We start from the raw sequence: 26,932 nt of genomic DNA on the forward strand, positions 1-26,932 counted from the left end.
CTTGGTCATATACCGGGCGAATGGTCGTTTCCTCCCTTACTTAGCCGAGACCTCCTAGAGGTCTCGGCCTTTTTCGGTCGCGATCGCCGCTCTGCTCGATTGCAGGCCTAAGCTCTTCTGGCTCCGCAGCCTTGGAAAGAGGTTGATCGTGGCGCTCTCGCTGCTCGCGTATCGTTCGAATAGCCGCCGCCCATGCTGATGCCCGAAAGGGTACGCTCCGCTTCTGCATTGTCCGATCCGAACGCGCGCGTCTGGAACTTCGACAATCGGCCGCGCAGGCTGTCTCCGGCCGTTGCGGAGATCAAAGCTCGCAGTTCGGTTGCAGATTGAGCTTTCGAAGCAGCGGACTTAGCCCGCCCTGGCTGCAGCTCTGTTTTGGCCTCTCGATCGCTCTGGATTGAGCGTCTTTTGACTCGGCAGTGCTGCGCTTGCGGATTTGGTAGCCGGAAGCGGCGTTATCGTGCCAATGACGCGGAATGAAGGCTGGCTCTTTCGGCTTGGCCTTCGCTTGAGGAGCAGGCGTCGCTACGACGACCTCGGGTGTCGGTTTCGGATCTATCGTGGCCGCGGCGGAAACGGCAAGCGCCACATCTTCCTTTTGGGCCGCGAGCAGTCGGTCACCCTTGGTACCGGATACAACCGGGTAGCTCACAATCTCGGGCGCGACTGTAGCGGAGGCGACTGGAGCAGCGCTTCGACCAAGCGCCGCAACAGCACCCAGCGCCACCAGGCCAGCCACTCCCAAGGCAAACAATCGGATCACTTTCGACGGGTCCCCACCCTTCAGCCCTGGCAAGGTCGGGCCGGAATCAGCCGAGATTATGGCTCTGGGGCTGGCGCGGTTAGCAGAAAGGGACTTGGTCCCGATTTCGTTCCGCGATGACTGCCCGGCGCAGCTAGACAGTTGCCCGGGGGGCTCGCATCGCGGAAAGATCCACATGCCTCCCGCCACCGCCGAGGTGGTTGATCCGAGCCAGTGCCAAGAACAGCACAGGGGCCTTCGTAAGCACTGCCGTTGCGACTGAGACATATCCGAGCCGGTGAAGAAGTCTAATTGTCGCCGTCGCCGCCGACCGATTTTCGTCGGAGCGGTTGCGCGTGTGCGGATCAGCTAGGATGCTACCGCTCTCACGCGTACGTAGGAGCCAGGAGCGTCCTCGATTACCGGCAAGTTGCCGCCGCCCGGTTCGCGCGCGGGAACGCGCTGATGATCCAGGCGGCTCACCCACTTGTCCCAAACGGGCCACCAGGAGTCCCGATGACTGGTTGCATCTGCGAACCACTGATCGGGGGTAGGCGGCAAGTTATCGTTCGTCCAATGGCCATACTTGCTGCCCGGTGCGCTGATGACTCCCGCCATGTGTCCGGAGGCGGACAGAACGAATTTGACGGGACCGGAATACAGACGCGTCGCCGCATAGGTCGACGTCCATGGGGCGATATGGTCCTCGCGCGTGGACAGGATGAACGACGGGATCTTGATCCGCGACAGGTCGATCGGGGTGCCAGCGAGCGTGATGCCGCCGGGCTTGGATAGACGATTTTCCAGATACATTGCCCGGAGGTAGAATGAATGCATGGCAGCGGGCATCCGTGTGGAGTCTGAGTTCCAAAACAGTAGGTCGAACGGGAGCAGCTCCTTGCCGAGCAAGTAGTTGTTCACGACGAAGGACCAGATCAGGTCGTTGGCCCGCAACATATTGAATGATGTCGCCATATCCTGAGCGTCGAGATATCCGCGCTCGCGCATGCGCCTTTCGAGCGTTGCGAGCTGCTCCTGATCTATGAAGACGGCCATATCACCGACTTCCGCGAAATCCACCAGCGTCACGAAGTAGGTTGCGCTTGCTATCCTGTCGTCTTCGTTCGCGGCCAGGTAGGCGGCCGTTGAGGCGAGCAGAGTGCCCCCAAGACAGTATCCGATGGCATTGACCTGCTCTTCGCCGGTCGCCCTTTTTATTGCATCCAGGGCTGCGACTGGACCCTCGAGCATGTAATCTTCGAAGCCCTTCTCAGCGAGCTTCTCGTCTGGATTGACCCAGGAGATGACGAAGACGGTATGGCCTTGGTCGACCGCCCACTTGATAAGCGAATTCTTCGGCTGAAGATCGAGGACGTAGAACTTGTTGATCCACGGCGGGATAATGAGGAGAGGCCGCTTGCGTACGTCGCTTGTCGAAGGAGCGTACTGGATAAGCTGCATCAGGTTGTTCTGGAAAACGATCTTCCCGGGAGTCGTTGCGATATTCTCGCCGAGCCGGAAAGCCTTCATGTCGGTCATCGTGATGGAGAGGCGACCCTCGCCACGACCGAGATCGGAAAGCAGGTTGTCCAGCCCGCGGAGCAGGTTTTGTCCTCCGGTCTCCAGCGTGGCTTTGAGCACCTCCGGATTGGTGGCGACGAAGTTCGAAGGAGAAATAGCGTCGACGAACTGACGCGTGTAGAAGTCGACCTTTCGAGCAGTGGCGTCGTCCATGCCCTTGACGTCTCGGACGGTCGAAAGGATTGCCTTGGCGGCGACCAGATAGCTTTCCTTCACGTAGTTAAAGACTGCGTTCTCGGTCCAGTCGGGATGCTTGAAACGCTTGTCCTTGGGTTTGTCGGACTCGCAAGGCCGCGTCAGCCACATGCTTTCTGCCGCCGATTTCCAAACCGCCATGCTTTCGTTGAAGAGGTCGATCTGGGCCTTCGCCACCGGCGTCGGGTCCGACATCATTCTTGTCATGAGATCGACGAAATCAAACCCGAGCGTCGAGGTGTCTCCCATGCCGACCTTCGTGGCGTCGGCTTGGGATGTGGCGAACCGCTGCATCAACAACTGGCTCTGCTTCGCGACCGAGTGCAGTTGGCCGGCGAGAACAAGAGGATCCCACGTAGGTTGCGTCGATCGATCTCCCATGTCTTCCTCCCTCCGTTTTTCGAAAGAGTAGCACCGCTGGGATCGAAGGCCAGCGAAGAGGCGGTCGATCCCACGGGTGGCTGGATTAACGTGAGGTCGTAAGCCAAGTTTCCTTGTGCTGCGATCAACGTTGAGCATCACATGTAGATGCCTGGATTCGTCCGGCGATCCGCACAAATTCGAGTATATTGTGCTCTGCAAAAAGTCACCCGGGCGTCTAGGCGCGAGGGCCGCCAAAATATCCGATCGCCGCTGGGGCGGTTGTGATTGCGGTTCCAATGTAAGAGGTTGTCCAACGTCTATGACGCGCCTTTGCCTCGTCAGCACTGAGGCCGCCCCAAATGGACCGTGCCGATAATTGGTCTCGATCGCACCTGGCCCATGCGAAGGCGTATGGCGATCGGAGGGATACGCTGCCGCTTCGCCGACACCGGAGAGGATCGGTTGAGCAGATCGCCGAACGCTGGGTCGCCAGGGTGACACACAGCGGAGTCCAGGGAACAACTAAAGCGATGATGCTTGCGTGTGGAATAGGTTACCAATAGCGGACATCGTCTACGAAGCCCCAAACAACAGCGGTGCAACCAGAGCAGCATATGGGTCCAACCATGGGTTGGTGTTTAGACCGATCTTCATCAGCTATCTGATCCCCGCTGCAACGACTTACCACCCTCCGGATCCTGCATTGCGGTGATGACAGAACAGCTAAATCCCGAAGATTGGGCCTGGCGAATTTCGGCCGAGGTCTACCGTCTCAATTTGTATAGCCGCCTGACGGAAAAAGCAGATCAAAATCGATCATCGGTCACCGATGAAGAGTTGGCTGAAGCGATCCGGGACCGTTTCACTCAAATGAACGAAATCGCCTATCGCGAAATGGTCAAGTTGGCGACCGAGGCAGCACTAGAAACCTACGATCGGGTCGTATCGTCCATCGTCAAGCGGTCGCGCGTTCGGCTGCGCAACTGAAGTCGCTTTGCGCACTCGGAAGGTCGCTCTCTTGGCTTGGCGCACATACCGTTGCGCCGCTTGCGGCCGGTGTCACAGCTCGGATGAGCGTGGACTCTCACTAGGGAAGCGACCCCGGCAGGGGCTGGCAAGCGCCGGGGCCGCTCCATCCCTCGTGAAGCACGCCCCGCCGAGCGCAAGCCAAGCATACTGGAGAAATCGATAAGGGAGGACTTTGTCGGCGCGGCAGCCTGTCGCACCAGATAGTTGACCTAAATTAACCCGCAAGCCTCGACCGACCTCTAGGTCAAGGTTCCTGAGGTTTTAGTTGTCCAGCGGTAACAGCTAATCTCGTTCGGTAAGCGACGCACCGATTCTATTTGCGGCGCAAAAACCTCGGGCGTAGCTTTGTCGACGCCGGGGCTGGACCATATTTCACGTATTTTTTTGACCCGGCGGGGCCGCAGCGTCGCAAGCCGCTGCGGCCTTTTGCTGACGGGCTGCAACGGGCGAGCACCGTTCGAGTTGCAAGACGATGGTTCCGCTATGGCCTTGGTCGGCTGCGCGAGACCCATCCGGCTCCTTATCCCAATCGTTCTGCTCGCTCGATCAGTCGGCGCCGTTGCGATATGTTGGCACTTCAATCCAGAGCCCGTCGATCTGGGCGCGGTCGATGCCGCGCTTCCGCGCGGCATCGAAGCCCTCGACAATTGCAGACGCACGCGCCAGCTCGTCCGCGCTTGGAGTAAAGACCGCGTTCAGCGCAACCGCGTGCGCGGGGCGCACTAGGGACTTGCTGCGATAGCCGAGACGACGTGAGAACGCAGCCTCGCGGACCGCACCTTCAACGTCGCTGAACGTATAAGGGGCATCGATCGGTTCAATGCCGGCCGCGCGAGCTTCCAGGATGAACCGCCGGCGTGCGTAGTCCAGCTCGACCGCGTCAATGCCTCGTTCGGCGCACAGATCATTGGAGAGGTCTTCCGCTCCCAGCAAGGCGCACCGGATTCGGGGGCTGCTCGCGGCGATCGAACGCACCTCGAGCACGCCGCGGGCCGTTTCGCAGACCGGCAGGATATCGGTGCTGTTCGTTGCTATTTTAAGCTCTCGTTCCCAATGGGTGATCGCCGCATCCAGGGCATGCATCTGCGCCGCCCTGTCGCTGAACGGCATTCCCGGCGCCCTGATCCACGGTCGTTTCGACATCAGCGGACCATTGTCCACGGCCTGGCAACTGCACAAGCGATGGACGACCACTAGGCTACATATTCTTGACGACGCCGGTCACGGCGGTGGCAATGAGTTCATGCCTTCGATCTGACAAATATTCACGAACCTGACCTAGTGCGAGAAGCGTCGCGCACCTCCGTCAACGTGGATTACCTGGCCCGTGATGTAACGGGCAAGTGGCGAAGCAAGAAAGGCGACAAGCACTGCGAGATCTTCCGGCTCGCCGATATAGCCAGCAGGACAATTCTCCGCGACCCATTTGCGCTGAGATTCCTCGGTCGGCAATAATTTCTGATCGATCTGCTCGGAGTGTAGCCGGCCGGGCGGGATCGAATTGACCGTGATCCCATCCTTGCCGACAACACGGGAAAGCGACTTTGCCCAGATATGGGTGGCTCCATTGGGCGGAATGCCACCATTCAACGCCAACGGCTCATCGCCTCCGGTCAGATTAATGATCCGACCGAATTTCTGAGCCTGCATCATGGGCACGAAGGCATGGGCGAGTTCCCGACCGGCATGAAAATTAAGCGCCATAGCCTCATCCCATTGCTGACGCGTGCCTAGGCCGTCGAATGGCCGCGAACCGCCAGCATTGTTGACGAGGATGTCGAGGCGGCCGAAAGCGGCAAGCACCTCATCTCTGATACGCGCGGCTGCGTCGTGCTGTGTGACATCTGCGACGATCATCAACGGCCGCTCGCGTCCAGAAGCCGCAATCTCGTCCGCCACATTTCTTAGGCGGTCTTCTCGCCGGGCCACGATTGCGAGACGACATCCCTCTTCAGCAAGCATCTGCGCGATCGCGCGGCCGAGGCCGACGCTGGCACCGGTGACGAGCGCGACCTTGCCGGCGAGCTTAAGATCCATGGTTTTCCCTTTTTTGCCGTGACTTGATACTCGCCAGCGAGCTCAAAGTCCGAGATAGGCCTTTCTGACCCGATCATCGTTTTGGAGAGCGGCGGCAGGGCCCTCGATCGCGATCCTGGCGTGCTCCAGCACGTAAGCGTACTGCGCCTGCTTGAGGGCCAGGGCGACATTCTGCTCGACGAGTAGAATGCCGATGCCTTGTGCCACAATCTGGCCGATGACGGCCATAACCTGCTTGACCACAATGGGAGCCAGGCCGAGCGAGGGCTCGTCGAGCAGCAGGTAGCGAGGCCTCGACATCAGGCCGCGCGCGATTGCGCACATCTGCTGCTCACCGCCAGACAGCGACCCAGCCTGCTGGCCAAGCCGCTCCTTTAACCGGGGAAAAATGGAAAGGACCCGGTCAAGCGCGTCCTTCTCGTGTCCCCTCGCCCGCGGTGCGTAGCTTCCGAGTTCAAGATTCTCGCGCACGCTCATGAAGGCGAAGAGTTGGCGACCCTGCGGAACATGCGCGATGCCCGCCTCGACGCGCTCATGGGCCGGCATACGCGTAATATCGATGCCTTCGAGCCGGACCGTACCGCTGGAGACATTCGCTTGCAGGCCGGAGATCGCGTTCAGCGTGGTGGTCTTCCCCGCACCATTGGCGCCGAGCAATGCAGCAACGCTGTTGGTTGATACCGAACATGTGACGCCGCGTAATACGGTAACGTCGCCATAGCCGGCACTGAGATCGGTTACATCGAGCGCCATCAGTCGTCGCTTCCGAGATAAGCTGCCACTACAGCGGGGTCTCGCACCACTACCTCCGGCTTGCCCTCGGCGATTTTGCGTCCGTAGTCGAGCACTACGACCTTGTCGGCAAGCGACATTACGGCATGCAGATTGTGCTCGATCATGATGACGGCGAGGCCGTCCTGATGCGCAAAGCTGCGGATCAAATGAATGCTCTCGTTGATTTCCGAAGCATTGAGCCCGGCGAGTATCTCATCAAGCAGTAACATCCTTGGTTCGATCGAGAGAGCGCGCGCGAGTTCTAGCCGCTTGCGGGACTCCAAGGTCAGACTGCCCGCCTGCCGGTCGAGCAACGAACGCATGCCGACGCGGCCGATGATCTCCGCGGCCTTTTCGCGTGCCGTCGCCAGCGGATAGTTCAGCAGCGCGCCGACGGTGACATTCTCATGCACCGTCAGGCTGACGAGGGGCTTGACGATCTGGAACGTACGGCCAATGCCCGCGCGAGCGCAGACACTTGCAGAAGCACCGGTAATGTCCTGGCCGGCGAAACTGACGTTGCCGGAATCGGGCCCAAGTTGACCGCTCAGGATATTGAACAGCGATGTCTTGCCAGCGCCATTTGGACCGATGAGCCCAACGATCTCGCGGTCGGTCACATTCAGCGACACCTCGTTCACGGCGACGAGTCCGCCAAAGCGGCGTACAAGCCCGCTCGCGCGCAACAGTTCCTTACCAATAGATCGGCTGGCCGTGTCCGTCATGTGGGGCGCCATGCCTTGAGTGTGCCGACGATACCCCTGGGCGCCAACAGCACAGTCCCGAGAAGCACGGCGCCATAGATCAATAGCCGGGGCCCGCCGCCAAAGAACTGGCTCAACACCCCATCGAGCGGAGTCATCACCAGCGAACCCACGATCGGGCCAAGCGGTGTGCCAAGCCCACCAATGATGCTCAAAAGCGCGATCTGCACTGAAATGTTGATCGAGAACACGCTCGGCGGATCGAGGAACAGGATGTACTGGGCATAGAAGAAGCCGCCAACGGCTGTGAGTGCAGCACTGATCATGGTGACGATTAACTTTACCTTGACCGTCTCAATACCCATGCTGGCCGCCGTTGCCTCGTCGTCACGAACAGCGATCAGATAGAGGCCGAGCCTGCCGCGATGCATCCAGCGGGTGATCGCGTAGACTGTCATCATCAGCGCGAAGGCCGCGACGAGATAAGCCCACCGCGAGCTGAAGATGAATGTAGAGATACCCGGTTGGAACGGGATCGCGATGCCGCTTGGACCGCGCGTGAGATCGCTCCAGTTATTGGCGACGATTTCCATCGCGATCGGGAAGACCAGCGTTGCGAGCGAGAAGAATGCTCCCCGCAGCCGAAAGCAAGGCCAGCTGATCGCGACGGCAACCCCGGTCGTAACAAAGATACCAGCGATCAGGCCCAGCCAGGGCGAAACACCGTATCTGGTGAAGGCAATCGCAGTGATGTAGGCGCCGATACCGAAAAACGCCGACTGTCCGAGCGAAACCAGTCCGCCATAACCCGCCATCAAATTCCAGGCGCCGGACAGGGCCGCCCAGAGACAGGTCATCACGGCGATGTTGAGGTAGTAGTCATTGAAGAACGCGCTCATTTGGTGCCGACCTCTTCCATGCCAGCGCGGCCGAATAGTCCCTGAGGACGGATCAACAGAATCAGAATGAACAGCACAAGCGCGATGACGTCCTTGAGTTCGACCGAGACGTAGAAGCCTGTCAGCGTCTGGGTGACGCCAATGATCAGCCCTCCAACCATAGCGCCGGCGACGCTGCCGAGCCCGCCGAGAACGACAACGACAAAGGCAGTGATGATCAGGTCGACCCCTGCGGTCGGAAACGTATAGAACATCGGCGTCAGGATGCAGCCTGCCACCGCCGCACAGGCAACGCCGGCGCCGAACGCCAGCCGGTTCAGCCGGTCCGTGTTCACCCCCATCAGCGAAGCAGCATACCGGTTTTGCACCATGGCGCGCAGTGCCTTGCCGTCGCGCGAGAATTGCAAAAACGCGATCAACGCTCCCGCCATCAGAAAGGCGACGATGAAGGCGTAAAGTGAGCTCACGGAGATGGCAACATTCCCGACGATTAGGGATTGCGACGAATAGGTCGTCTGAACCGAACGGTAGTCAGGGCCCCAGAAGGTAAGGGCAACGTTCTGAAGCACTACCGATAGGCCAAAGGTCGCGAATATCTGCATCGCATGTGGCGCGTGCAGGATCGGCTTGATCACCACGCGTTCGGCGAGCAAGCCAAGCCCGAACAGAACCGGTGTGACGATAAGGATAGATGCATAGGGGTCGATCCCCCAAAGCGTGTTAAGCCAGAAGGCGCCGAACATGGCGAGCATGATGAACTCGCCTTGCGCGAAATTGACGATTCGCAGGACACCAAAGATCAATGTCAGGCCGATCGATAGCAATCCGTAGACACCGCCGATGAGCAGGCCCGAGACAAGCAATTGAGGAAGGATGTCCAGCATCTCGTATCCAGGCTATGGACGATGACTGGCATTGCCAGCCACCGCGGCCAGATCAGCGCTTGTCCCAGGTCCGGAGCGGCACCAGCACCGGATCGCCGGTCTTGAGGTTATCCGGCGCCACCACGACGAGCTTTCCATCCTGCCATTGCTGCGCGACCGGGAAGGAACGCTCGTTCTGCCCCTGCATCTCGCTACCCGGCCGGACGAACTTGACGCCCCAGCCGAGCGAGGTGCCGCCGGCGGGAATGTCGAGCGCCAACGCGGCCTCCTTCAGCTTGGCGGGATCCGTCACGCCCGCCGTACGCAGCACCTTGTCGAGCAAAATGTAGGTACCGACAAAGCCCTGGGTGCCGACATAGGATGGCGCCTTGCCCTGACTGGCCTGGAAGCGTTTCTGAAACTCGGCGAGCAGCGTTCGCGCCTCATCTGAGAGCGACGCCGGATTGATCCCCGCCGACCCCTCAGTGTCGAAGATTCCATTGACGGCGCTCCCCAATCCTTCACCGAAGCTCGCCAGACCGTAAATGCCACCGGTACCGATGAAAGCCCCGACATTGATGCCGAGTTGCTTCATCTGGCGTTGGATTAGCAGCGCGTCATTGGCATAGGACGAGGCGATGACGATGTCAGCGTTGCTCGCCTTCATGCGCAGCACGAGCGGGGCGAGATCGGTGGTCGCGGCCTTGTACGGCAGACGCCCCGCGACCTTGAAGCCGAGTTCCTTGGCCTTGGTCTCGGCCGCGGTCGCGACTGAGGTACCGTAATCCGAATCCTCGTGAACGATGAGCATGTTGAGATCGGCAGGCTTCTTGCCAAGGCGTGGTGCAATGGCGCTCGCGGCGAGACTGGCGGCAAGCTGACCGTTCGAGCTCGCCGTGAACACGAGGCGGAAATAGCCGCTGAAACCGCGCTTGGTCAAACCGTCGGCGATGCCGCCGGTCTCCCAATATATCCCGCCGCGGCGCTCCACCACCTGGCTTGCTGCGTAAGACAGCCCGCTCGAATACGTACCGGTGATGATCTGCAAATTCTCAAGTGAGGACAGGCGCTCGGCCTCCGACTGAGCCTTGTCCGGGGTCGAGGCGTCGCCCTGGACGAGTTCGACCTTCTTGCCGGCGATGCCGCCTTTCTCGTTGATCATGTCAACGGCAATACGCGCGCCATTAAGGTTCTCATTACCGAGCAGCGCCAGGCCGCCTGTCAGCGGGTAGAGTGCCCCGATGCGCCATGTTTCTTGCGCGTCCGCGGAGAAGGTCGATGCGGCGAACACGAGAGCCGCCAATACGAGACGTTTCATTGTCTATCCCCCTTGCTGTATTTCTGCAGTCTGGCGATGACGGTGGCCGCATCCGTCACGTCGGCGAATTGCCGATCCATGTCGAAGAGGCTGATCGCGTGCGAGATCGGCAACCGGTCGAACACCGCGTCGGCCGGAACGATCGCGCGGTAATTGTAGGAAGCGGCGTCGAAGACGGTAGCGCGCACGCAATTGCTGGTTGCACCGCCGAGCACGATCACGGTGTCGATATTGCGTTCGACCAGATAACCGAGCAGTGGCGTCCCGTGGAAACCGCTCGGCTTCTTCTTCACGAAGACGATATCTCCTGGCTTGGGTCCGACCTCGGGCAGCAATTCAGCGCCCATCGTTCCGTCGATGCACCAGTCATCGCGCTCCTTCATGAAGGCGCGCTTGCGACCATAGACACCAATATCATTGCCGCTGGCGTCGAGGGCGAAGCGGGTCAGGAACACCGGAACGCCCGCCGCTCGTCCGGCATCCAGGATGGTCGCGATCCGATCGACCGCCGCCCATCCTATTTCACCGCAGGACGAGGGATAGCGCTCGTCGCGAATGCCGCGCTCGCCGACCATGTAGCGTTGCGCGTCGATGACTACGATTGCGGGCCTCACGCCGAAACCCATCCGCTGTGCAAACCGCCCTCTCGCCAATACGGCGCGGTCGGCCTCACCCAAATAGCTATCCCAGATCTGCGTGCCGGTTGTGTTGTTCATCGGTCATCCTCGGAGGGTGCGTGGTGGGCGTGCCAATGCTCGGCGACATCAAGGCGCCTGCAGACCCAAACGCGGTCATGCTTGAGGATGTGGTCGAGGACGTTCGCCAGAGCTCGCGCCCTTGCCGGCCGTCCCGTGATGCGCGGATGAAGGCCGATTGACATCAGCCCGGGCTTCTCGGCGCCTTCCCTGTAAAGCTGGTCGAAAGTCGACTTCAGATAGCCCTCAAAATCGTCGGGCGCCGAAAAGCCGGAGGGAGCCGCGAACTTTCCGTCATTGGCATCCATCGTGTAGGGCACGACAAGATGGTTCTTGCGCTCGACCTCGACCCAATAAGGCAGCTCGTCATTGTAGGCGTCCGAATCGTAGCGGAAGCCGCCCTCCTCGACGATAAGGCGGCGCGTATTCTCGCTCGGCCCGAAACGGCAATACCAGCCGAGCGGCCGCTTGCCGGTCGTGCGCTCGATAGAAGCAACCGCGCGCGCGATGCGCTCTCGCTCTTCCTCTTCGCTCAGGCGGAAATGCTCTTCCCAGCGCCAGCCATGACAACAGACATCGAAATTCGAAGCAGCGATGGCCTCCGCTACCTGCGGATTGCGTTCCAGCGCGACAGCACAGCCAAACACCGTTGCGGGCAACTGCCGTTCCTGGAATAGATCGAACAGCCGCCAGATTCCGACCCGGCTGCCATATTCGTACATGGTCTCGAATGCGAGGTCGCGCTGTCCGGCCGGCACCCGCCCGCCCGGGGCCTCGGCAAGGCCAAGCTCGGTACGACCGCTGCCGTCGGGAACGCTGTATTCCGACCCTTCTTCATAGTTGATCGCAAAATTCACGGCGATCCGGGCGTTGCCAGGCCAGCGCGGATCGGGGCGTTTTCGGCCGTAACCTACGAAATCACGCGGATGTTCGGAACTTGGCCGCCAGACGCCTGTCATGCTCTGTCCTCTCCCTGTGCAGGGAGCCGGCCTGCGGCCCGCAACTCATCAATGATCTCGTCGCGATCCTGGTCGATCCGTGCGCCGGTGCGACGGATAGCGCCGGGCGTGCGCGACATCACCGGGAAGACGTTCTGCATCCGCACCGGGCCGAGATCCTCGTCCGGTACCGAGACCACCGAGTTTCGCGCGATATATTGCTGATCGCCGAAGATTTGCTCAACATCATAGATTGGCGCAATCGCGGCCTCGACACGCTCAAAGGTCTCGAGGACTTGGGGCAGATCATGTTTGGCGATCCAGCCACCGACGATCCGATCTATCTCCTCGACATGCTTGATGCGGTCGAGGTTGGTCTGGAAGCGCGGATCATCCGCCGTACCCGGGCCCCCCGTCAGGTCGAGCACACGCTTGACGATACTGGGTGTCGCCGCCGAAAGCGCCACCCAGCGCCCCTCACGCGTACGATAGGCATTGCGCGGCGCATTGTTGACCGAACGATTTCCAGTGCGGTTCTGGATCACACCGAGCTGGTCGAAGATGATCGGTTGCGGTCCCAGCAAGGCAAAGATTGGTTCGTAAATGGCAAGATCAATATACTGGCCCTTGCCGCTGCCGCCGATGTCACGTTCGTAAATCGCGAACATCGCCGCAAAGCAGCCGTAATAGGCCGCAATGCCGTCGGCGAGCCCAAATGGCGGCAAAGTCGGCGGGCCATCGGGCTGGCCGGTTATATGGGCGAAGCCGGACATCGCCTCCGCCAGCGTGCCAAAGCCAGCGCGTCGGCTATACGGCCCGGTCTGGCCGAAGCCGGTCACCCGCACCATCACAAGCCGGGGATTGATCTTTGAGAGCACGTCCCAGCCAAGCCCCCAACCTTCAAGCGTTCCGGTTCGGAAATTCTCCACGAGAATATCCGCGTCGACGATCATCGCCTTGAAGATCTCGGCGTCCGCGGCGGTCTTCAAATCGAGCGCGATGCAACGCTTGTTGCGCCCAGTGGTCTTCCACCAGAGGCCGTGCCCTTCTTTTTTGGCGCCCATGTTCCGTAACGGATCGCCGCTCGGGTGCTCGATCTTGATGACGTCGGCCCCGAAATCGCCCATGAGCGTCGAGATGATCGGCCCCGCGAACAGCGTCGCGCAATCAATGACGCGCAAACCCTTCAGAGGGCCTGCGGCTGCAGGCATGGCGCGTTCGGTTTTCATCGTTTCAGGCATGGTGGGCCGCCCCTTCGACGATTCTCAGCACTGCGTGGGCCCGGTCGATAAATGGTCCATCGGCCATGACGCCATCGACCATGAACGCCCCGACCCCGCGCGCGAGCATCTCTTCGGCTTTGGCGACGATGCGCCGCGCATTTTCGATTTCCGCGGGGCGCGGAAAGAATACCGCGTTGGCGATGTCGATCTGACTGGGATGGATACAACTCTTTCCCGCAAGACCTAACGCGCGGCCGGCTTCAGCATCCATACGGAACGCTTCGCCATCCGCCACGCCGACGAATGCTCCGTCAAAGGCGTCGATACCGGCTTCGGCAGCGGCAAGCCGGACAGCCAGCCGCACCGGTGCCAACGCAAGCGGACTACGCTCGACTCCAAGTGGTTCGAACAGATCGCCGAAGCCCAGCTGCAAGCCGATAACCCGCTCATGGGACAACGAGATCTCGGCCGCCACACGAAGGCCTCGGGCGGTTTCGATATTGGCGAGAATGCCAACGCGGCGGCCGATACCGTTTTCGCGCTCGAGCCGATCGAGGAGGCGCGCCGTCTCCAGGATCGTTTCGGCACTTTCGACCTTCGGAAGATTGACGATGTCGAGGCCGGGTCGCACGACCGCCTCAAGATCGTTGGCAAAGAAAGGCTCGCCCCAGGGATTGATGCGGACAATCACAACCTTTCCCGACGTTGTGCGACGTTCAAGCGCCCTCGCGACGTAGTCGCGCGCTTCGATCTTGCGGTCTTCCGCCACGGCATCTTCGAGATCAAACGAGATTGCATCGGCGGCCGATTGCCACGCTTTGTCGAACAACTCGGGACGGGAACCCGGTACGAAGAGCTTGCTTCGCATCGACGGGGAACGGGTAGCAGACATCGCCACGACCTACCTATGAGAGCGGGTTATACCTCGCCGTCCAGCGAGCCCCCGTTTTCGCGTTGGCTTTTCCGGAAAGCCGCGTCATTCCATCCTTAGATTGCTTGTTCGGCAAATATAATGTTGTTAGAGGGGCATTCCTGCAAGGAATGGCCTTAAACAACTAAAGCGTGCAGCGATGGATCTTCGCAAGCTTCGATATTTTGTCGACGTCGTCGAGGCCAAAAGCATCAGCAAAGCGGCTGCGAGTCTTCACGTAGCCCAGCCTGCCTTGACCAAGAGCATCCAGTCGCTCGAACAAGAACTAGGTGCAGTGCTTTTGCAACGCTCGGCCAAGGGTGTTGCTATGACGGAAGCAGGGGCCAGGCTCTACGAGCACTGTCAGATTGTCTTTAAACAACTCGACCGGGCCCGGCACGATGTACGCAAATCGATCGAACGACCGTCGGGTGTAGTGACCGTCGGACTACCGCACAGCTTGATGACGGTGCTCGCCTTGCCACTGTTGCAGCTCACTACGGCGCGTTATCCCGATGTTCGCCTGGAGCTGAAGCAAGAGCACACCCATTTGCTGGTTAACGATATCCGAGCGGGAAAGTTGGATTTCGCCGTAATGGCAGAACCGCGCTCAGCATCGGGCCTGCACTGCCAGCAACTTCTGAAAGAGGAGCTTCTTTTTGTCGGACCGACCTCAGCCGACCTGAGTGCCCGTCAGACCCATATCTCCTTCCTGGATGCTTCGGTGCACGAGTTTATCCTTCCTTCGGTCGGCAATGGCCTTCGCCATACGGCAGAAGGACATTTTCGCGCCCGCTCCCTGCCGCTCAACGTCAAACACGAAGTCGACGCCATCGCCCTGATCACGCAATGCGTACAAGCCGGGCTTGGCGTCTCGCTGCTGCCAGGCGGCTGCATTCGCATGGATGCCGACCAGGGCCGTATTCGGGCGATGCCCTTCGCGGAGGGGGGCTGCCATCGTACCATTGTGTTGTGCCAGGCGGCGGGAGCAGCCTTATCTCCAGCAGCGGCCACCGTGGTGGCAGTAGTGGAAGAGGCTGCCCGGGAATTGGTGACTGGCGGTCAGTGGCTTGGAGCTAGGTTGGCTTGAGGGCTTCTCGCGTTGCAAATGCGCATTCGACAGCCCGTCGCAATCTACGCCAACATGCGCGTGCGATCTGCCCTTTTGCCTTCGAAACATCGCTTTGTTCTCCGGCCCAGCTTCGCTGAGCTAGTCTGGATGAAAGCTCGAATTTGCACTGCCCCATGGTAACGATACCATCTCCTGCCGTTTTCTTGCGACCGGTCACTCCTTTGAAACCCGACAGGGATCGTCTAGACCTCTTTCGGCTTCAAGGTCGCTTTTGACTGACGATCCTTCCCTTATTCCAGGGCTGGCGAGTACGCTCGCGAGGGTGGCTTGAACACATTGGAAGGCTCCACCGTGCCCTCCTGGTCCACACCCGAGCGAGATAGGAGCGTGGTCGGTCACGCAAAGTGATAGCCAGGAACTGTTCGACGGATCTGCGCTAATAGTTGCCGGTCATCGGGTTTGCGACTCCGGGCCGATCACGACGAAGCGGGGATCCGCGCGTCGATCGGTGAGCGAGGTCTCAATACACAGAGACGTCTAGCAGTCGGGGTCCAGAGGCACCGCACCAGTTTCGCACCGGAAACGGCGTCAACCAAACGTAACGAAAGCAATTGGACTCGAACAAAACGCGGGAAAATCACGAAGCTGACCGATATTCTGCCGCTCATAACGGTCTGGTTGCAGGTTCGAGTCCTGCTGGGATCGCTACACCGTCATATCCCCTTTGATGTTACTGCTTTTTTTCTATTTTTTGGCTCAGCGGGTCGGCCACTGAGACAACCTTTGTTCCTGAAATGAGCTTTGCCGCAGCGTTGTCTGCCAGCTTCATCCTGTTGGCCTGCTCGACATACTCTTGCGCCTCTTTGATAGTCTTCCACCCATGCCACGCCATCAGTTCATAAGGGGTCGCGCCAAGTAGCGCGAGCCTGATTGCGTTGGCCTTGCGCAGCCCGTGGGCGCGACCAGGGACGCCTGCCTCACGACAGCGATCGGCAAACCAATTCCCGAACGATGCAGCGCTACCGAACGGCGTCCCGCGCTCAGTGGTGAGCCACACCATTGATGCCACGGCGCCGTCGCGCCGATGCAGTGCAAGCTCGGCCACAAGTTCGGGCAACAGCGGGATAGAGAACTCGGTGCCGGTCTTCTGTCTGGCCATGGCGAGGCGCCCGCTCTTGACGCGCTGGTCACCCATGCGGACGACATCGCTGCGGGCGTGCCCGGTTTGTAGGAGCACCTCGAGCGCAAGCCGTGCCTTAGTGCCGGCCGGGTGGCGCTTGCGATACTGCTAGATCTCGTCGTCGGCCCAGGCGTGAAAGCCCTTCGACTTCGGCTTGTCCGTCAACTGCAACCCGGTCAGCGGATCTACCGTCATCAGTCCGAGACCGATGCAGTACTTTACGAAATGACGCATCGCCTTTTTGAAATTGCGTTGCGCGAACGGCGTCAGCTTCCCGGTGATGATCTGCACCGCCTGAGCGTGCATCATATGGGTGCGCTTGTCGCCATGCTCCGCGCGAATCAACCGTTCGAGGATGGCGCGCCGGTTCTTCTGCGTTGTCTTGCCCAGCGCCTTGAAGACCGCGTTGTCGTAATAGCCGATCAGCGCTGCATTGACGGTGCCGCCCGCCGGCGGCCGGTCAACGATCTGTTTCTGGTTGGCCGGCAACTTGGTGCTGGCAGCCTCCAGCGCGGCCATGAATGCCGGCGACCACGGCAGGACATCATCGGCAACTTGAATCCTGATCTTAGGACGCCCCGGCTTCCGAAGGTAATAGACCTGCTTGCCCCAGGGCGTGACGTAGGCCTGTACGTGTTTCGGAAGCCGCTGCTTCGTCATCTGACGCTGTCCCATTCGTTAGTCGAATGGTCGACATCCTGCCCCTGCCCAGGCTTGCCGGCAATCACGATGATGCGCCCCTCCGGCGAGACCTCGACCCGCGCGACCGACAGGCCGGCAGCCACCGCGGCCTTGATCGCTTTGACCAAGTCGGATTGCCGGAAGCGTTGGGCGGCACGGGACATCAGTCCATTAGCCGTTCCCAGCCGCGCGCACCAAGTGCGGCGGCATCAGCCTGCGAAACACTAATGATGCGATCGGGTGGCACGAGCAGCGAAGTGCCATCCATCAGGATTACGTGGCTGATGCCATCCGGCACACGGATGCGAACTAGCTTGTTCTCAGCCTCCAAGAGGCGCCGGTAATACTCTAACCAACCTTCGGCGCCTGACTGCTTTTCGCTCATTGCGCCACCTCCATCTCCGAATCGATCAGCTCATCAAAGGCGCCGTACTTCATCCATCCCGCAATGCCGAGCCGCACGGCTATCATGACCTGATCTCGCATTCGACGCGCGAGGTTGCGTCGGGTGCTATCGTGTTGGGCGTCAGCAAGCTCCTCCAGGTATTCCAACACTAGCTCGAACGGATCGTCGTCGGCTTCAGTAAGGAGGACGCCGAGACAGAATTGCGCTTCGTCGACGAAGGTCTTTAGCTCCTGACGTGAGGTCGTGATCTTGGCCACGATGGCACTCCCGTGGTTATGCCGGCATCCGGCCGACGCGGTAATCTCACGCCTGCACCGCCTTCTCGGCCTGCTCGCGCTCGGCTCGCTCCCGAACGGACCTGTTCAGCTCGGTGGTCATTGATGACAGGTTGCGAGCAGCCCACTCCTGCAGTTTCTGACGCACGTCAGAGGCGACCTTTATGGTCAGCATTGACGTGTCTTGCGCTTGATTCACACCGGCCTCCTATGTCGACAATGTTGACAAAGCCTATGCGGAATATTGATTTGCATCGCACGGCAGAACAAGGGCAGCCGTTCCTGCGGGATAATCAAGGGCACCACGAAATCGGTAATGCGCTACAGAAATTTCCTTGGTGAGGAGCTGGACTGGTCTCCGCAATAACCCACGAAAAGTTGAGGCCAGCCGGGTGATCGGCGGGCCCTTGGCTGATTTGTGGGGTTTGGATCAGCCGGCGACGCGCTCGGCGTCACGGTCGAGAACCCAATCGAAGAAGCCGCAATTGTCCTCGAAGGAGCTCTGTCCCATCACACGGCGCTTTCCGGCGAGTCCTCGCCGCGTATGTGCCGGGATCAGGACGATCTCGAATTCGAGATCCATCGCCTCCTGGCTAGCGGCCTGGTACTCCGGCGTGTCCGTAGCGTCGTCGCCACCACTGGCAACGAGATCGTCCATACGCCTCCACAGCTGCTCGTGGCGCCTGACGGTCGCGAGCAGTGCGGCGTCCAGTGCGGCGTCGGAATTCGCCTTCGCGGGCGTAGTGCCGCGCTTTGCGCGGCGGGGCGATGTAGTCTTAGGCGTGGTCTTCGCAGATTTGGTCATTGTCATTCTCCCTGTTGAGACTCCTGAACAGCACTTTCAGCGGCGGCGCTGCGAGCAGCGTCAACCGGTCACTGTTGGTGGTCTCCTTGGGAAAAATCGGCCCTGCGAAAGCCAAGTCGCTGCACGAGCGGCAATCGGATTATCTGCCACGTCCGATCGGCGTCAACAAAAATGAAAATGCAAGTACCTGCACCATTTCAGTTTTTTTGCGCGTCGGGCCACTCTTAGTCATCCACAGCCCCTACAGAAAAGTAGGACAAGCGAGCAATTGCCGGTCAAGGCGCGCGGAGCTCAAGAGCGCCGCAAGCAGGCAGGTGCTATTCGGTCACCTGGTCGGCTCGCTCCAATGTGGAGTGGGCGTCGTTTGAATCTCGAGGGCTCGCTTCAGGGTCACCACACGATGTAGCTGGGACAACAGTCCGAGATCCGGTACCGGCGAAAAGCTGTCCCTCTTGCCGGCAAAGGTAGTAGAAGTTGATCTATGTCAGACCTTGGACAAACTCGACGTTCCACGCTTCTCGACGCTGCCTGGCGGACAGCATACCGCGTCGGTTTCCCGCTTGCCCGCATCTGGTGGCGACTGCGGCGCCAGCAGCATGAAGGGGCACTTGTGGCTGTCTACGTCGGTCAAGCGATGCTGCTGGTGCGCTCGTCGTATAGGGTCGAGTGGAACTTCCCCGGCGGCACTGTCCGGCAGGGTGAGACGCCTGAAGTAGCGGCTCGCCGCGAGCTGGCAGAAGAGATCGGCCTCGCCGGTGCGTTCCCGCTGGTCGCCGTGGGCGACGCCCGGGGCCTCTGGGAAGGGCGAAAAGATAATGTGCATTTCTTTGAACTACGACTGGATCGGCTGCCCGAGTTACATCTCGACAACCGCGAGATCATCGGCGCACGGCTGATATCGCCGAGCGAGTTGCGCGGCATGGCGCTGACCGGGCCGGTCGCCGTGTATCTTGGCAGGACAATTGCGCCGGGCCGCCATTCAGAGTGACCGCGCAACGCTGAAGCAAGCGCAGGGCGCGTCCGGTCTAACTCAGACAGCTGACGTGCTAACAGCCGGAACGCTGTTCAGCCCTGGGCCACAAGCAGACATCCGGTGGCCCGGAATGACGGTCCGCTTCTGCCGGCACGCGGACATTGCGAGTTGGTATTGACCGAGCCCGGGAGTGCAATCGCCGACCTAAAGCGATTCGTCCATCCGAAGTTATGAAGAAGTCCCACGGCGAACCAGCGATATTTCCCGTCAGCCGTTGCCGAACCCGCCCGAATTGCCGCATCCCAAGTTCGCCGACTGCCATCGCTGGCGACGTCAGCTTCTATGGAACGTCGATATCCGCTTTAGCGCACTGACCATGGCCATGCCGATAACGGTTGCGGCTTCTTGGCCTGCGATCGCTCCTGGGTTGGCGCCGGCCTTTGCGTCTGGGCGACATTGCCCGACTGCCGCGGACGCGGCAGCGGTACGTCGGGCATCACCTTTGGCTCTTCGGGGCTCACTTTTGGCGGCGCTTCGGGCATCGCCTTTGGCTCTGAAGCGTTGGCGAGAACGCGGGCGAGTTGTTCCTGACTTGCGTTGAGCCGCTCGGTAAGCGTCAGGCTTTCGCGTGCCATTTCGATCTGGTTGGCCTTGACCTGGTCGATGATACGGTCGTCGCGTGCCAACTCCTCTTGGCTCGCCTTGAGTTGGCTCGCTAAATTGTCATTGTCGCGGATCAATTGTTCTTGCCTCGCCTTGAGTTGTTCGACTGTTTGGCTCAAGGCAGCGAGATCGCGCGCCATCGGTTGGAGTTGCTGCTGCAACTCGGAGCTCAGTGCAACTGCAGTCGGTGCGACGGAGTCCGGCGCGGCGCGTATCAGAACTGCTGGATCTGAGGCAGTCATCCTTGCCGTATCAACGGAGGGTGACCGCCACCAGGCAGCCACACTAATAGATGCTGCCAACAGAAAAACGACGAAAGCCACATAGTGCCAATGCGCCTGAATCGTTGTCAGGGCGGCGGGAGACCTCTTCATGCTGGCCGGCGGGGCCGTAGGAACGACACTCGCTTCGCGCAGGTTCGACAGCTGCTCCTCAAAGCTTGCGAGCTCTTCCGCGAACCCGTCGTCCAGCATGGACTTCATTTGATGCTCCGTATCAAATTGCATTGGCATTCGCGTGAGAGCGATCCGCGCATCTGCGCTACGGCGCGAGCTAACCCGCAACGGAACGCACTGGTCTCGAGCCTGCGAGGCTTCCCACGGATTGGCATGCAGCTGCACGTCAATCGTCTTTCCTGCCAGCTGCTCTGCACTGGCGTTTTTAACGCAGCCGAGGAGGCGGAACTATGTTCGCAGTCGGAGAACTACGGAAGGAGCACTGACCCTTTGCAATAATGCCGCCCGGTCCGATCCCCCGCTGTAAAACGACCAAAGCGCCTCCGGCACTGGACTGAAAGAGCCGTCCCCTTCGTGGGCGTCCATTTGGTCAGGAAGCACAGGCAATTCATACGGCCGAGATCAAGTGCTGCGAATAGTTGGCGGCGCCTGAAAGCGTAAGTCGATGTTATGGAAGACGTAAGTCACTAACGAAACGACTAGAACAACTGCGACCGGTTTTACCTCAGCATCGGACGTCGCCCTGCGTGACAGCCATTTCCAGTTTGGGTCAAAACGCGAAAGGCTCAGCGCGAGCAAATCTATTCCGCAATGCCCCACAAAGCGGACCTCCATGTGAGGTGCCGCCACTTCGCTGATGGGGGCCAGAAGCCGAAAAAGCCGCTAAAAACCGCTGAATGAGAGAGGCCTCCAACTGAGGCGGCCTAACTCTTCTTGCAGCTTCTTCTCGATGTAGGCGTTAACCGTCTCCCCGAGCGCGCGAGGTGGATAGGCCCGCGCGCTCGAAGGAAAGGGAGGCGGCGGGCGCCAGGAGATAGACGCTCGCCGCCGGGCGCGACCACGCCGCCATGGAGAACAGCGCTCGTGATGGTCGCGGTAGAAGCTCATCGATTCCAGAACTCGACTAGGGGTCCGCCGCTGCTTTGTGTCTGCAGATAGCCCGCCAAAGCTGCCTGGACGGCGTTGCGCCAGGTGGCTTGGTCGCTCAAGATTGCGCCTACTGCCGCTTGCACATTGTCCCCAGCGAAGGCGCCTCGCGCGCCGGTCGGGACGCCGCTGCCGCTGTTGAGCGCATCGTTCCACCTCTGCTGCAGCGATGCAGACAGTGTTGAAATAGTGTAATCGCCTGACCGAGGATCGCGATCGTGCCAGCGCTCGAGTCGAAAGTGACGCCGACATCTCGACCACCGAAGAGTCGCACCGTCCATATGGCAGTCGTCATTTTAAGCTCCCTCCTCGTCGTTAGCCCCAGGTCGCAACGACGCCGCTGGTTCCGGTGCCGAGATTGGTGCCGGTCGACATGACGCGACGTACCTGTGCGTAGATCTGTAATGTGATGCCGGACGGCAGCGGGATCAGGGTGGTCTGCTGATCGGCATCGTCGGCGAAGACCACGGTGAGGCGGCGCTGGCGCCGGTGGTAACGATCAACGACGATGTCACGTTGCTGAGATCGCTCGTGTTGTTTGGTGTCACGACCGTGGCGTGACGACCGGCAGATGCTGGACTGCGTTGGGTCGCGAACAATGGGTCGATGCGGTTTTTGGCATGACTCAGCACTCCACCATCATACCCGGCTCACCAAGCTGCGCCGGGGTGGATAGTACCGCTTGGAATCCGATGCTGCGCCAGAAGTTGGCTTGATCCTGCGGCGTGGCGTGCTGACAGCGAGTCGGCGCCAGCTTCGCCGACGGATCGACGGGAAGCCGCGCCAAGAGCTCGCTGCAACGCTGCAATGCCTCAGCAACTTGCGTGCGCGTCGGTTCGGGCAGCAACGTCGCTGCATACGCATCGGCGGCGGCCTCGCCTGCTCGCAACCATGCCGATGACGAAAGATCTCGGCCCATTTCGAATAGCGTATCGCGGATTGCGATAGCCTCTACGTCGGCTTCAACAAACTTCCGGCGTGCGGCCTCGCGGCCACACCACGCGCACCACATCGGCGATCGGCGGCGGCTTGGTCGCCGCTTCGGCCGCCTCGCTCTCACGGCGGTAATGCTCGAAGACGCCGAATCCATGCATCTGCTCTTGCTTGACCGCGGCCAGGGCCGCCATCGCCAGCGCGACGACGGCATCGATCTTGTGCCGCGCCTTTTCCTTCGCAATCCTCCAGCCTCTCGGAGTCTCGATCGCGACAGCTTGCGAGATTGAAATGCGCATGGCCTCATCTGGATAAACCGCAAGGCTCTCGCCCTTGATCAGCTCGTAGAGATTCGATGACGAGTCGGTCAGGTTTGAACTGGTCTGCGGAAACTCGACCATTGGAACGCCGCCGCGCTTGATCAGGCGCTGAGCCACGCTGGCAAGTTGCCATGGATCGTAGCGGACGGCCTGCACCGAGAACCGGTCGCAGAGCGAGACGATCTCCGCCTCGATGGTCGACTCGAAGTCGAGCGGATTATCTGGGCTCGGCTGGAATACGCGATGCGAGACGAGCCTGATGCGGTCACCGTCTCCAGTCACGGCGACGATTGCGGTGCTGTCGCGCTTCAGTGACGCATCGAGACCGATGAAGACCGGGAGACCGCGATCAGCTTGCAGCGGCCGGAGACTGGGATCGACGCACCGATCCCACATGGCGAGATCAACGAAGGCCGACTCCGACGTCACCCATCGATTTTCGATGATCCGCGCAAAGGCGTTCGGCCTCATCGTGGAGCGCATCTGCGCAATCCAGCGATCATCCTGCCACGGTGCCACCGGGCGATGCGTCCAGAACGTCAGTCGGCCGTCGCCGGCATAGAGATCCGGGCCGATCGATGGCTGGACGGTACCGGTCTTGTAGACTTCCTCCAGCAACTGTGACTCGCCGCTGTAGCCGGCATAGGTGACGGCGAGTCGCCATGCCGGCTTGCGGGTCGGCGGCGGTACCAGCTCATCCCAGAGGCGCCGGGAGGCCTCCGTGGTGAACCCCCAAAGTTCATCGCCCACGGTAATCACCGGGTTCGCACCGGCCGCACCGGCGGCATCGCTCGCGATGGCGAGGATCGAGGCGCCGACGTCGGGAAAGGTGATCTCGCTCTTGGTGATCTTGGCGCGCTCACTGAGGCGCGGGCTTGCCAGCACGATCGCCTTGATCGCCGAGAACACTCTCGACTGCGATTGTTCCAGGTCGTTTGCGCAGCAGATCGCCTCGGCGTTCTTGCCGCCGTAGAGCAGCGTCACGGTCAACGTCAGGATGGCGGCGAAGGCGGTCTTGCCGGACTTCTTGGGCGCCGAATACGTCAGTTCGGGATAGATTGCCCGGCCATCCCCATCGAGGGTGAAGGCGTGCTCGAGGAAGGCGATCTCGGCGGGCAACAGCTCGAATGGTCGACCGGTCGCCGGATCGCGCAGCACGGCATTGATGAAGGCGACCGGATCGGGCTGGCGATTCATTGCGGCCGTCCTGCTCGATTGAATCGGCCGGTCGCACAGCTCACGATCATGCCGCCCTGCTCAAGGGCGCGAAAGACATCGAGCCGAGAGAGACCAAGACAGTCTGCGATCTCTTGGAGGGTCAGACCGGCTTGACGGAGGTCGAGCGCGCGGGGTGAGTGCATCTAGCCCCCCTGCGGCGTCGCAGCGGCCTGCATCTCGGCCATAAAGTCGGCACCGGCATCACTCTTCGGCGGCGCCGCTGGTTGCGGCTTGAATGCTGGGAAGGCCCGCGCCGCTTGGGTGATCTGCTGCCGTACCTCCGTCGCGCCCTGAAAGGCGCCACGGCGCTCTAACACGCGAGCCCATACGGTAAGGCTTGCGATGTTCTCAGCCGCCAACCGGTCCGCCATCGTCGACGGCCGGCCGAGGCCTGCTAACAGCTCAGTAGCGATGGCCTGGCGATCGGCGTCGTCCCGCTGCTTCAGCTCGCGGTAGCGGCGCCAGCCGCGGCTTTTGGGGATGGGGGTCGCAATGGTGTTTGTGTTCGGCATACGTTCTAATATATGCGAACCAGTACACAAGTCAATAAGCTACTGAGTTTGCACGTATTTTTGCACCTATCTGGTGCATCTTCCCGCCTCTGCCGGGGCGGCCGTAGGCGCCCTTGCGGAGGCCGTACAGCGGCCTTCCATTCGGCGGGTCGTGGAGGCCGGCCGACGTCACGCCACGCGCTGGGGGCGCCGCGCTCGCGGGCTGGGCGCAAATGAAAAGGGCCGCCGAGATGGCGGCCCGTTCGGATCGCGATGGCGGGTGGAGCTATCGCAGCCGCGATATCATCGATACGTCGACAGCGTATGACTTCGCGATCTCGGCCAAGGTCTCGCCGGCGGCCCGGCGTTTCAAGGCCTCCGCGCGCTGGTGCGGCGTCAGCTTGGGCTTCCTGCCAAACCTCTTGCCCTCCGCCATGGCGCGCTTGCGGCCGTCGCTGGTGCGCTCGCGGATCAAGTCACGCTCAAACGATGCGATCGCGGCCAGGACGGCCAGGAGCAAGCGGCCTTGCGACGACGTCGTGTCAAATAGCGGGTCGCCCAGGCTACGGAATGCGGCGCCGGCCACGCCGATCTGCTCGATCAGGTCCAGAAGCTCCCTAGTGCTGCGGCCGAGCCGATCGAGTTTCGTCACCACGACGACATCGCCGGACTTGAGGGCCATCATCAGTTTTGTCAGCTGCGGCCGATCAGCCCTAACGCCGCTGATCTTCTCGCGGTAGATCGTGGTGGCGCCGGCCGCGGTCAGTGCCTCGATCTGCCCGGTCAGGTGCTGGTCCCGCGTCGAGACGCGGGCATATCCAAGAATGGTCATTTGCACGCTCCACTTTCGCAAATAAGTTTCGCAAACTGTAACACGTTGTTTTTGTGGGTCTACAAGTATTTTGCAAAACTCCTAAGTTTCGCAAATCGCCAACGCGCGCTCAAAGATAGGCGCTCCGATCAGGAACGGCACCGGCCCGGCGGCCGTTAGATGCGAGAGAGCGCGGACTTCAACCGCGCCCCGGCGCGCCGCCGCCTAAACCGCTTTGCCCCGTTGCGGCAGCGGCGGCGCCTCACGGGGAGGTCACACTATGCGGATTCATCTTCACCAAATCGACTGGATAGCGGTAACCGCCGGCAGCCTGCTGGTGGTGGCGTTCGCCGCTGCCATCGCGGTCGAGCTTATGCGCTAAGGCGGCATCGGAAAAAAAGACGGGCGCGTCCGCGCGCTCGACGAAGTAGCCGAGCGGTTATTTAAGCCCCACGATAACCGGCGACGCGTCGACCGCGCTCAAGTTCATTTTCATCGCAGCTTGCTCTTCGGACAGCCGCGTTTCGAAATACTTCCGTTCAATATCACTTAGTTTCGTTTTGAGGAGGCGCCGATACCGAGCGATGTTGTTTCGATGGGTCCGTAAACGAGCAATTCTTTCTTCGATCATCGTGCATCTCCCGCCAGGAGTGGTCGCAATTACTTCCTAAAAAATAAAGGGTAGCCCCCTCACGCCACAAGCTTCATCCTGTGTGCGAAATCCCAATAGAGCTTTCGCGCACGCGCATAAAAGCACCCGGGTTGGCGGTCAGTTGGCTTCCACTATAGCCGGCCAAATTTCCACACCAAGCTCTTGACCGAGGTGCGTAACCTTGTTGGCCAGGTTGATCGTTCGAACTGCAGAATGAACGCATACCGAGCCGAGCTCGTCTTGTTGGGCCCTGTAAAGTGCAATGTGGCCTCTGTGTGCACGGTGGCGCTTCCGGCATTTAACGGGCACGAAACGACGTCGGCGTTCTCAGGGACGGTGGTCTTCAAAGCGTCAGAAGTTGCCGCTACGCGGACGTGTGGGAGGCGGCCCATGCGATGGCTGCCGCGCACGAAATGCATGCATCCTTGGTCGGTCGGGACATCATGAAGAGGTAACCACCAATGCAATCGTTGTCGTTCAGAAAAATTGAACCAAGTGGAATAGGCGAAATCCTGATGCCAAGCCGTTTCCCTAGAATTGAAAGCGGGCTTAATGATAGCGTGATCGAAGTTGTATGTTACTCTATGGCCAAAATGGGCCTGGGAAACAGCGCATGCGTTCCGGACGAAGCGAGACCTCGCGATTCGTTCTGATAACTTCATAGGCCACAAAATCTCGATGATCTGAGGTGGGCCGCCTCGTTCTCCGAGCTCCTTCGTCGGCACATGACCGCGCCGGAGAAGCTCGTCAATCTCGTTTCTGATCACCGCAAGATCATCGAGGTCGGTGATGTTTTCGA

30 protein-coding genes and 1 pseudogene are annotated in these 26,932 nt (G+C 60.4%); 3 read left to right on the forward strand and 28 right to left on the reverse strand.

Annotated features, from left to right (window positions below):
• Positions 1-301: 301 nt before the first annotated feature.
• Both AC1DW2_RS06630 and AC1DW2_RS06635 read right to left on the reverse strand, forming a co-directional pair.
• Positions 302-763, reverse strand: coding sequence for a hypothetical protein (locus AC1DW2_RS06630; RefSeq protein ID WP_477005502.1), 462 nt, complete (start codon positions 761-763; stop codon positions 302-304).
• A 348-nt stretch (positions 764-1,111) separates the two neighbouring features.
• Entirely contained in the window at positions 1,112-2,899 is a 1,788-nt protein-coding gene (locus AC1DW2_RS06635) for a PHA/PHB synthase family protein (RefSeq protein ID WP_477005503.1), read from the reverse strand.
• A 693-nt stretch (positions 2,900-3,592) separates the two neighbouring features.
• Between AC1DW2_RS06635 and AC1DW2_RS06640 the strand changes: the two genes are divergently transcribed.
• Positions 3,593-3,868 (forward strand): hypothetical protein, encoded by a 276-nt coding sequence (locus AC1DW2_RS06640; RefSeq protein WP_477005504.1) that lies wholly within the window; start codon positions 3,593-3,595, stop codon positions 3,866-3,868.
• A 588-nt stretch (positions 3,869-4,456) separates the two neighbouring features.
• Here AC1DW2_RS06640 and AC1DW2_RS06645 read toward each other — a convergent pair.
• The 11 genes from AC1DW2_RS06645 to AC1DW2_RS06695 all read right to left on the reverse strand — a co-directional run bounded on the left by AC1DW2_RS06645 (position 4,457) and on the right by AC1DW2_RS06695 (position 14,253).
• Complete coding sequence (locus AC1DW2_RS06645; RefSeq protein WP_477005505.1) at positions 4,457-5,020, reverse strand: HpcH/HpaI aldolase/citrate lyase family protein; 564 nt, start codon at positions 5,018-5,020, stop codon at positions 4,457-4,459.
• Positions 5,021-5,188: 168 nt separating this feature from the next.
• Positions 5,189-5,947: an SDR family NAD(P)-dependent oxidoreductase gene (locus AC1DW2_RS06650; protein WP_071909857.1), complete on the reverse strand. Its 759-nt coding sequence runs from the start codon at positions 5,945-5,947 to the stop codon at positions 5,189-5,191.
• A gap of 42 nt (positions 5,948-5,989) precedes the next feature.
• Positions 5,990-6,700, reverse strand: coding sequence for an ABC transporter ATP-binding protein (locus tag AC1DW2_RS06655; RefSeq protein ID WP_085400557.1), 711 nt, complete (start codon positions 6,698-6,700; stop codon positions 5,990-5,992).
• Positions 6,700-7,446 carry an ABC transporter ATP-binding protein gene (locus tag AC1DW2_RS06660; RefSeq protein ID WP_477005506.1) on the reverse strand — a complete coding sequence of 249 codons (747 nt, stop codon included), beginning with the start codon at positions 7,444-7,446 and terminating at the stop codon, positions 6,700-6,702. Before AC1DW2_RS06660 ends, AC1DW2_RS06655 begins: the two co-directional genes overlap by 1 nt.
• Positions 7,443-8,324: a branched-chain amino acid ABC transporter permease gene (locus AC1DW2_RS06665; protein ID WP_477005507.1), complete on the reverse strand. Its 882-nt coding sequence runs from the start codon at positions 8,322-8,324 to the stop codon at positions 7,443-7,445. Before AC1DW2_RS06665 ends, AC1DW2_RS06660 begins: the two co-directional genes overlap by 4 nt.
• Positions 8,321-9,208: a branched-chain amino acid ABC transporter permease gene (locus AC1DW2_RS06670; protein WP_477005508.1), complete on the reverse strand. Its 888-nt coding sequence runs from the start codon at positions 9,206-9,208 to the stop codon at positions 8,321-8,323. The genes AC1DW2_RS06665 and AC1DW2_RS06670 overlap by 4 nt, the downstream gene beginning before the upstream one ends.
• A 52-nt stretch (positions 9,209-9,260) precedes the next feature.
• Positions 9,261-10,505, reverse strand: a complete 1,245-nt coding sequence (locus AC1DW2_RS06675) for an ABC transporter substrate-binding protein (RefSeq protein WP_231143410.1) — start codon at positions 10,503-10,505, stop codon at positions 9,261-9,263.
• Complete coding sequence (locus tag AC1DW2_RS06680) at positions 10,502-11,221, reverse strand: cysteine hydrolase family protein (RefSeq protein ID WP_231143411.1); 720 nt, start codon at positions 11,219-11,221, stop codon at positions 10,502-10,504. Before AC1DW2_RS06680 ends, AC1DW2_RS06675 begins: the two co-directional genes overlap by 4 nt.
• Positions 11,218-12,159 carry an allantoinase PuuE gene (locus AC1DW2_RS06685; protein WP_231143412.1) on the reverse strand — a complete coding sequence of 314 codons (942 nt, stop codon included), beginning with the start codon at positions 12,157-12,159 and terminating at the stop codon, positions 11,218-11,220. The genes AC1DW2_RS06680 and AC1DW2_RS06685 overlap by 4 nt, the downstream gene beginning before the upstream one ends.
• Positions 12,156-13,379 carry a CaiB/BaiF CoA transferase family protein gene (locus AC1DW2_RS06690; protein ID WP_085400549.1) on the reverse strand — a complete coding sequence of 408 codons (1,224 nt, stop codon included), beginning with the start codon at positions 13,377-13,379 and terminating at the stop codon, positions 12,156-12,158. Before AC1DW2_RS06690 ends, AC1DW2_RS06685 begins: the two co-directional genes overlap by 4 nt.
• On the reverse strand, positions 13,372-14,253 hold the full coding sequence (locus AC1DW2_RS06695) for an HpcH/HpaI aldolase/citrate lyase family protein (RefSeq protein WP_477005509.1): 882 nt from the start codon (positions 14,251-14,253) through the stop codon (positions 13,372-13,374). The genes AC1DW2_RS06690 and AC1DW2_RS06695 overlap by 8 nt, the downstream gene beginning before the upstream one ends.
• Positions 14,254-14,431: 178 nt before the next feature.
• Here AC1DW2_RS06695 and AC1DW2_RS06700 point away from each other — a divergent pair, with 178 nt between their 5' ends.
• Positions 14,432-15,361, forward strand: coding sequence for a LysR family transcriptional regulator (locus AC1DW2_RS06700; RefSeq protein WP_071909849.1), 930 nt, complete (start codon positions 14,432-14,434; stop codon positions 15,359-15,361).
• A gap of 712 nt (positions 15,362-16,073) precedes the next feature.
• Here the strand turns inward: AC1DW2_RS06700 and AC1DW2_RS06705 are convergent.
• The 7 genes and pseudogenes from AC1DW2_RS06705 to AC1DW2_RS06735 all read right to left on the reverse strand — a co-directional run.
• Positions 16,074-16,607: pseudogene (locus AC1DW2_RS06705) on the reverse strand (tyrosine-type recombinase/integrase); the annotation flags it as partial.
• A gap of 24 nt (positions 16,608-16,631) precedes the next feature.
• Positions 16,632-17,183, reverse strand: a complete 552-nt coding sequence (locus AC1DW2_RS06710) for a hypothetical protein (RefSeq protein WP_477005510.1) — start codon at positions 17,181-17,183, stop codon at positions 16,632-16,634.
• Positions 17,180-17,332, reverse strand: a complete 153-nt coding sequence (locus AC1DW2_RS06715; protein WP_477005511.1) for a hypothetical protein — start codon at positions 17,330-17,332, stop codon at positions 17,180-17,182. Before AC1DW2_RS06715 ends, AC1DW2_RS06710 begins: the two co-directional genes overlap by 4 nt.
• Before the next feature lie 35 nt (positions 17,333-17,367).
• The gene (locus AC1DW2_RS06720; RefSeq protein WP_477005512.1) at positions 17,368-17,589 is read right to left on the reverse strand and encodes a hypothetical protein; all 222 of its coding nucleotides are present in this window, start codon (positions 17,587-17,589) and stop codon (positions 17,368-17,370) included.
• Positions 17,586-17,867, reverse strand: a complete 282-nt coding sequence (locus AC1DW2_RS06725) for a hypothetical protein (RefSeq protein WP_477005513.1) — start codon at positions 17,865-17,867, stop codon at positions 17,586-17,588. Before AC1DW2_RS06725 ends, AC1DW2_RS06720 begins: the two co-directional genes overlap by 4 nt.
• 46 nt (positions 17,868-17,913) lie before the next feature.
• On the reverse strand, positions 17,914-18,084 hold the full coding sequence (locus AC1DW2_RS06730; RefSeq protein WP_477005514.1) for a hypothetical protein: 171 nt from the start codon (positions 18,082-18,084) through the stop codon (positions 17,914-17,916).
• A 231-nt stretch (positions 18,085-18,315) separates the two neighbouring features.
• A complete protein-coding gene (locus AC1DW2_RS06735) occupies positions 18,316-18,690 on the reverse strand; it encodes a hypothetical protein (protein ID WP_477005515.1) in 375 nt (124 codons plus the stop codon).
• Positions 18,691-19,171: 481 nt separating this feature from the next.
• Here AC1DW2_RS06735 and AC1DW2_RS06740 point away from each other — a divergent pair, with 481 nt between their 5' ends.
• Complete coding sequence (locus AC1DW2_RS06740) at positions 19,172-19,678, forward strand: NUDIX domain-containing protein (RefSeq protein ID WP_477005516.1); 507 nt, start codon at positions 19,172-19,174, stop codon at positions 19,676-19,678.
• Positions 19,679-20,025: 347 nt separating this feature from the next.
• Here AC1DW2_RS06740 and AC1DW2_RS06745 read toward each other — a convergent pair whose 3' ends face one another.
• From AC1DW2_RS06745 to AC1DW2_RS06780, 8 genes are all read right to left on the reverse strand, one after another.
• Positions 20,026-20,808: a hypothetical protein gene (locus AC1DW2_RS06745; protein ID WP_477005517.1), complete on the reverse strand. Its 783-nt coding sequence runs from the start codon at positions 20,806-20,808 to the stop codon at positions 20,026-20,028.
• A 1,215-nt stretch (positions 20,809-22,023) separates the two neighbouring features.
• Complete coding sequence (locus AC1DW2_RS06750) at positions 22,024-22,176, reverse strand: hypothetical protein (RefSeq protein ID WP_477005518.1); 153 nt, start codon at positions 22,174-22,176, stop codon at positions 22,024-22,026.
• Between the two features lie 157 nt (positions 22,177-22,333).
• Positions 22,334-22,627 (reverse strand): hypothetical protein, encoded by a 294-nt coding sequence (locus tag AC1DW2_RS06755; protein WP_477005519.1) that lies wholly within the window; start codon positions 22,625-22,627, stop codon positions 22,334-22,336.
• A 43-nt stretch (positions 22,628-22,670) separates the two neighbouring features.
• A complete protein-coding gene (locus tag AC1DW2_RS06760; protein ID WP_477005520.1) occupies positions 22,671-24,158 on the reverse strand; it encodes a terminase TerL endonuclease subunit in 1,488 nt (495 codons plus the stop codon).
• Between the two features lie 164 nt (positions 24,159-24,322).
• Positions 24,323-24,691, reverse strand: coding sequence for a hypothetical protein (locus AC1DW2_RS06765; protein WP_477005521.1), 369 nt, complete (start codon positions 24,689-24,691; stop codon positions 24,323-24,325).
• 265 nt (positions 24,692-24,956) lie between these two features.
• Entirely contained in the window at positions 24,957-25,502 is a 546-nt protein-coding gene (locus AC1DW2_RS06770) for a recombinase family protein (RefSeq protein ID WP_477005522.1), read from the reverse strand.
• Positions 25,503-25,920: 418 nt separating this feature from the next.
• Positions 25,921-26,112 (reverse strand): hypothetical protein, encoded by a 192-nt coding sequence (locus AC1DW2_RS06775; protein ID WP_235547332.1) that lies wholly within the window; start codon positions 26,110-26,112, stop codon positions 25,921-25,923.
• 152 nt (positions 26,113-26,264) lie between these two features.
• The gene (locus AC1DW2_RS06780; protein ID WP_477005610.1) at positions 26,265-26,900 is read right to left on the reverse strand and encodes a phytanoyl-CoA dioxygenase family protein; all 636 of its coding nucleotides are present in this window, start codon (positions 26,898-26,900) and stop codon (positions 26,265-26,267) included.
• Positions 26,901-26,932: the final 32 nt, after the last annotated feature.

It is taken from the genome of Bradyrhizobium sp. P3_C3 (genome assembly GCF_056402655.1).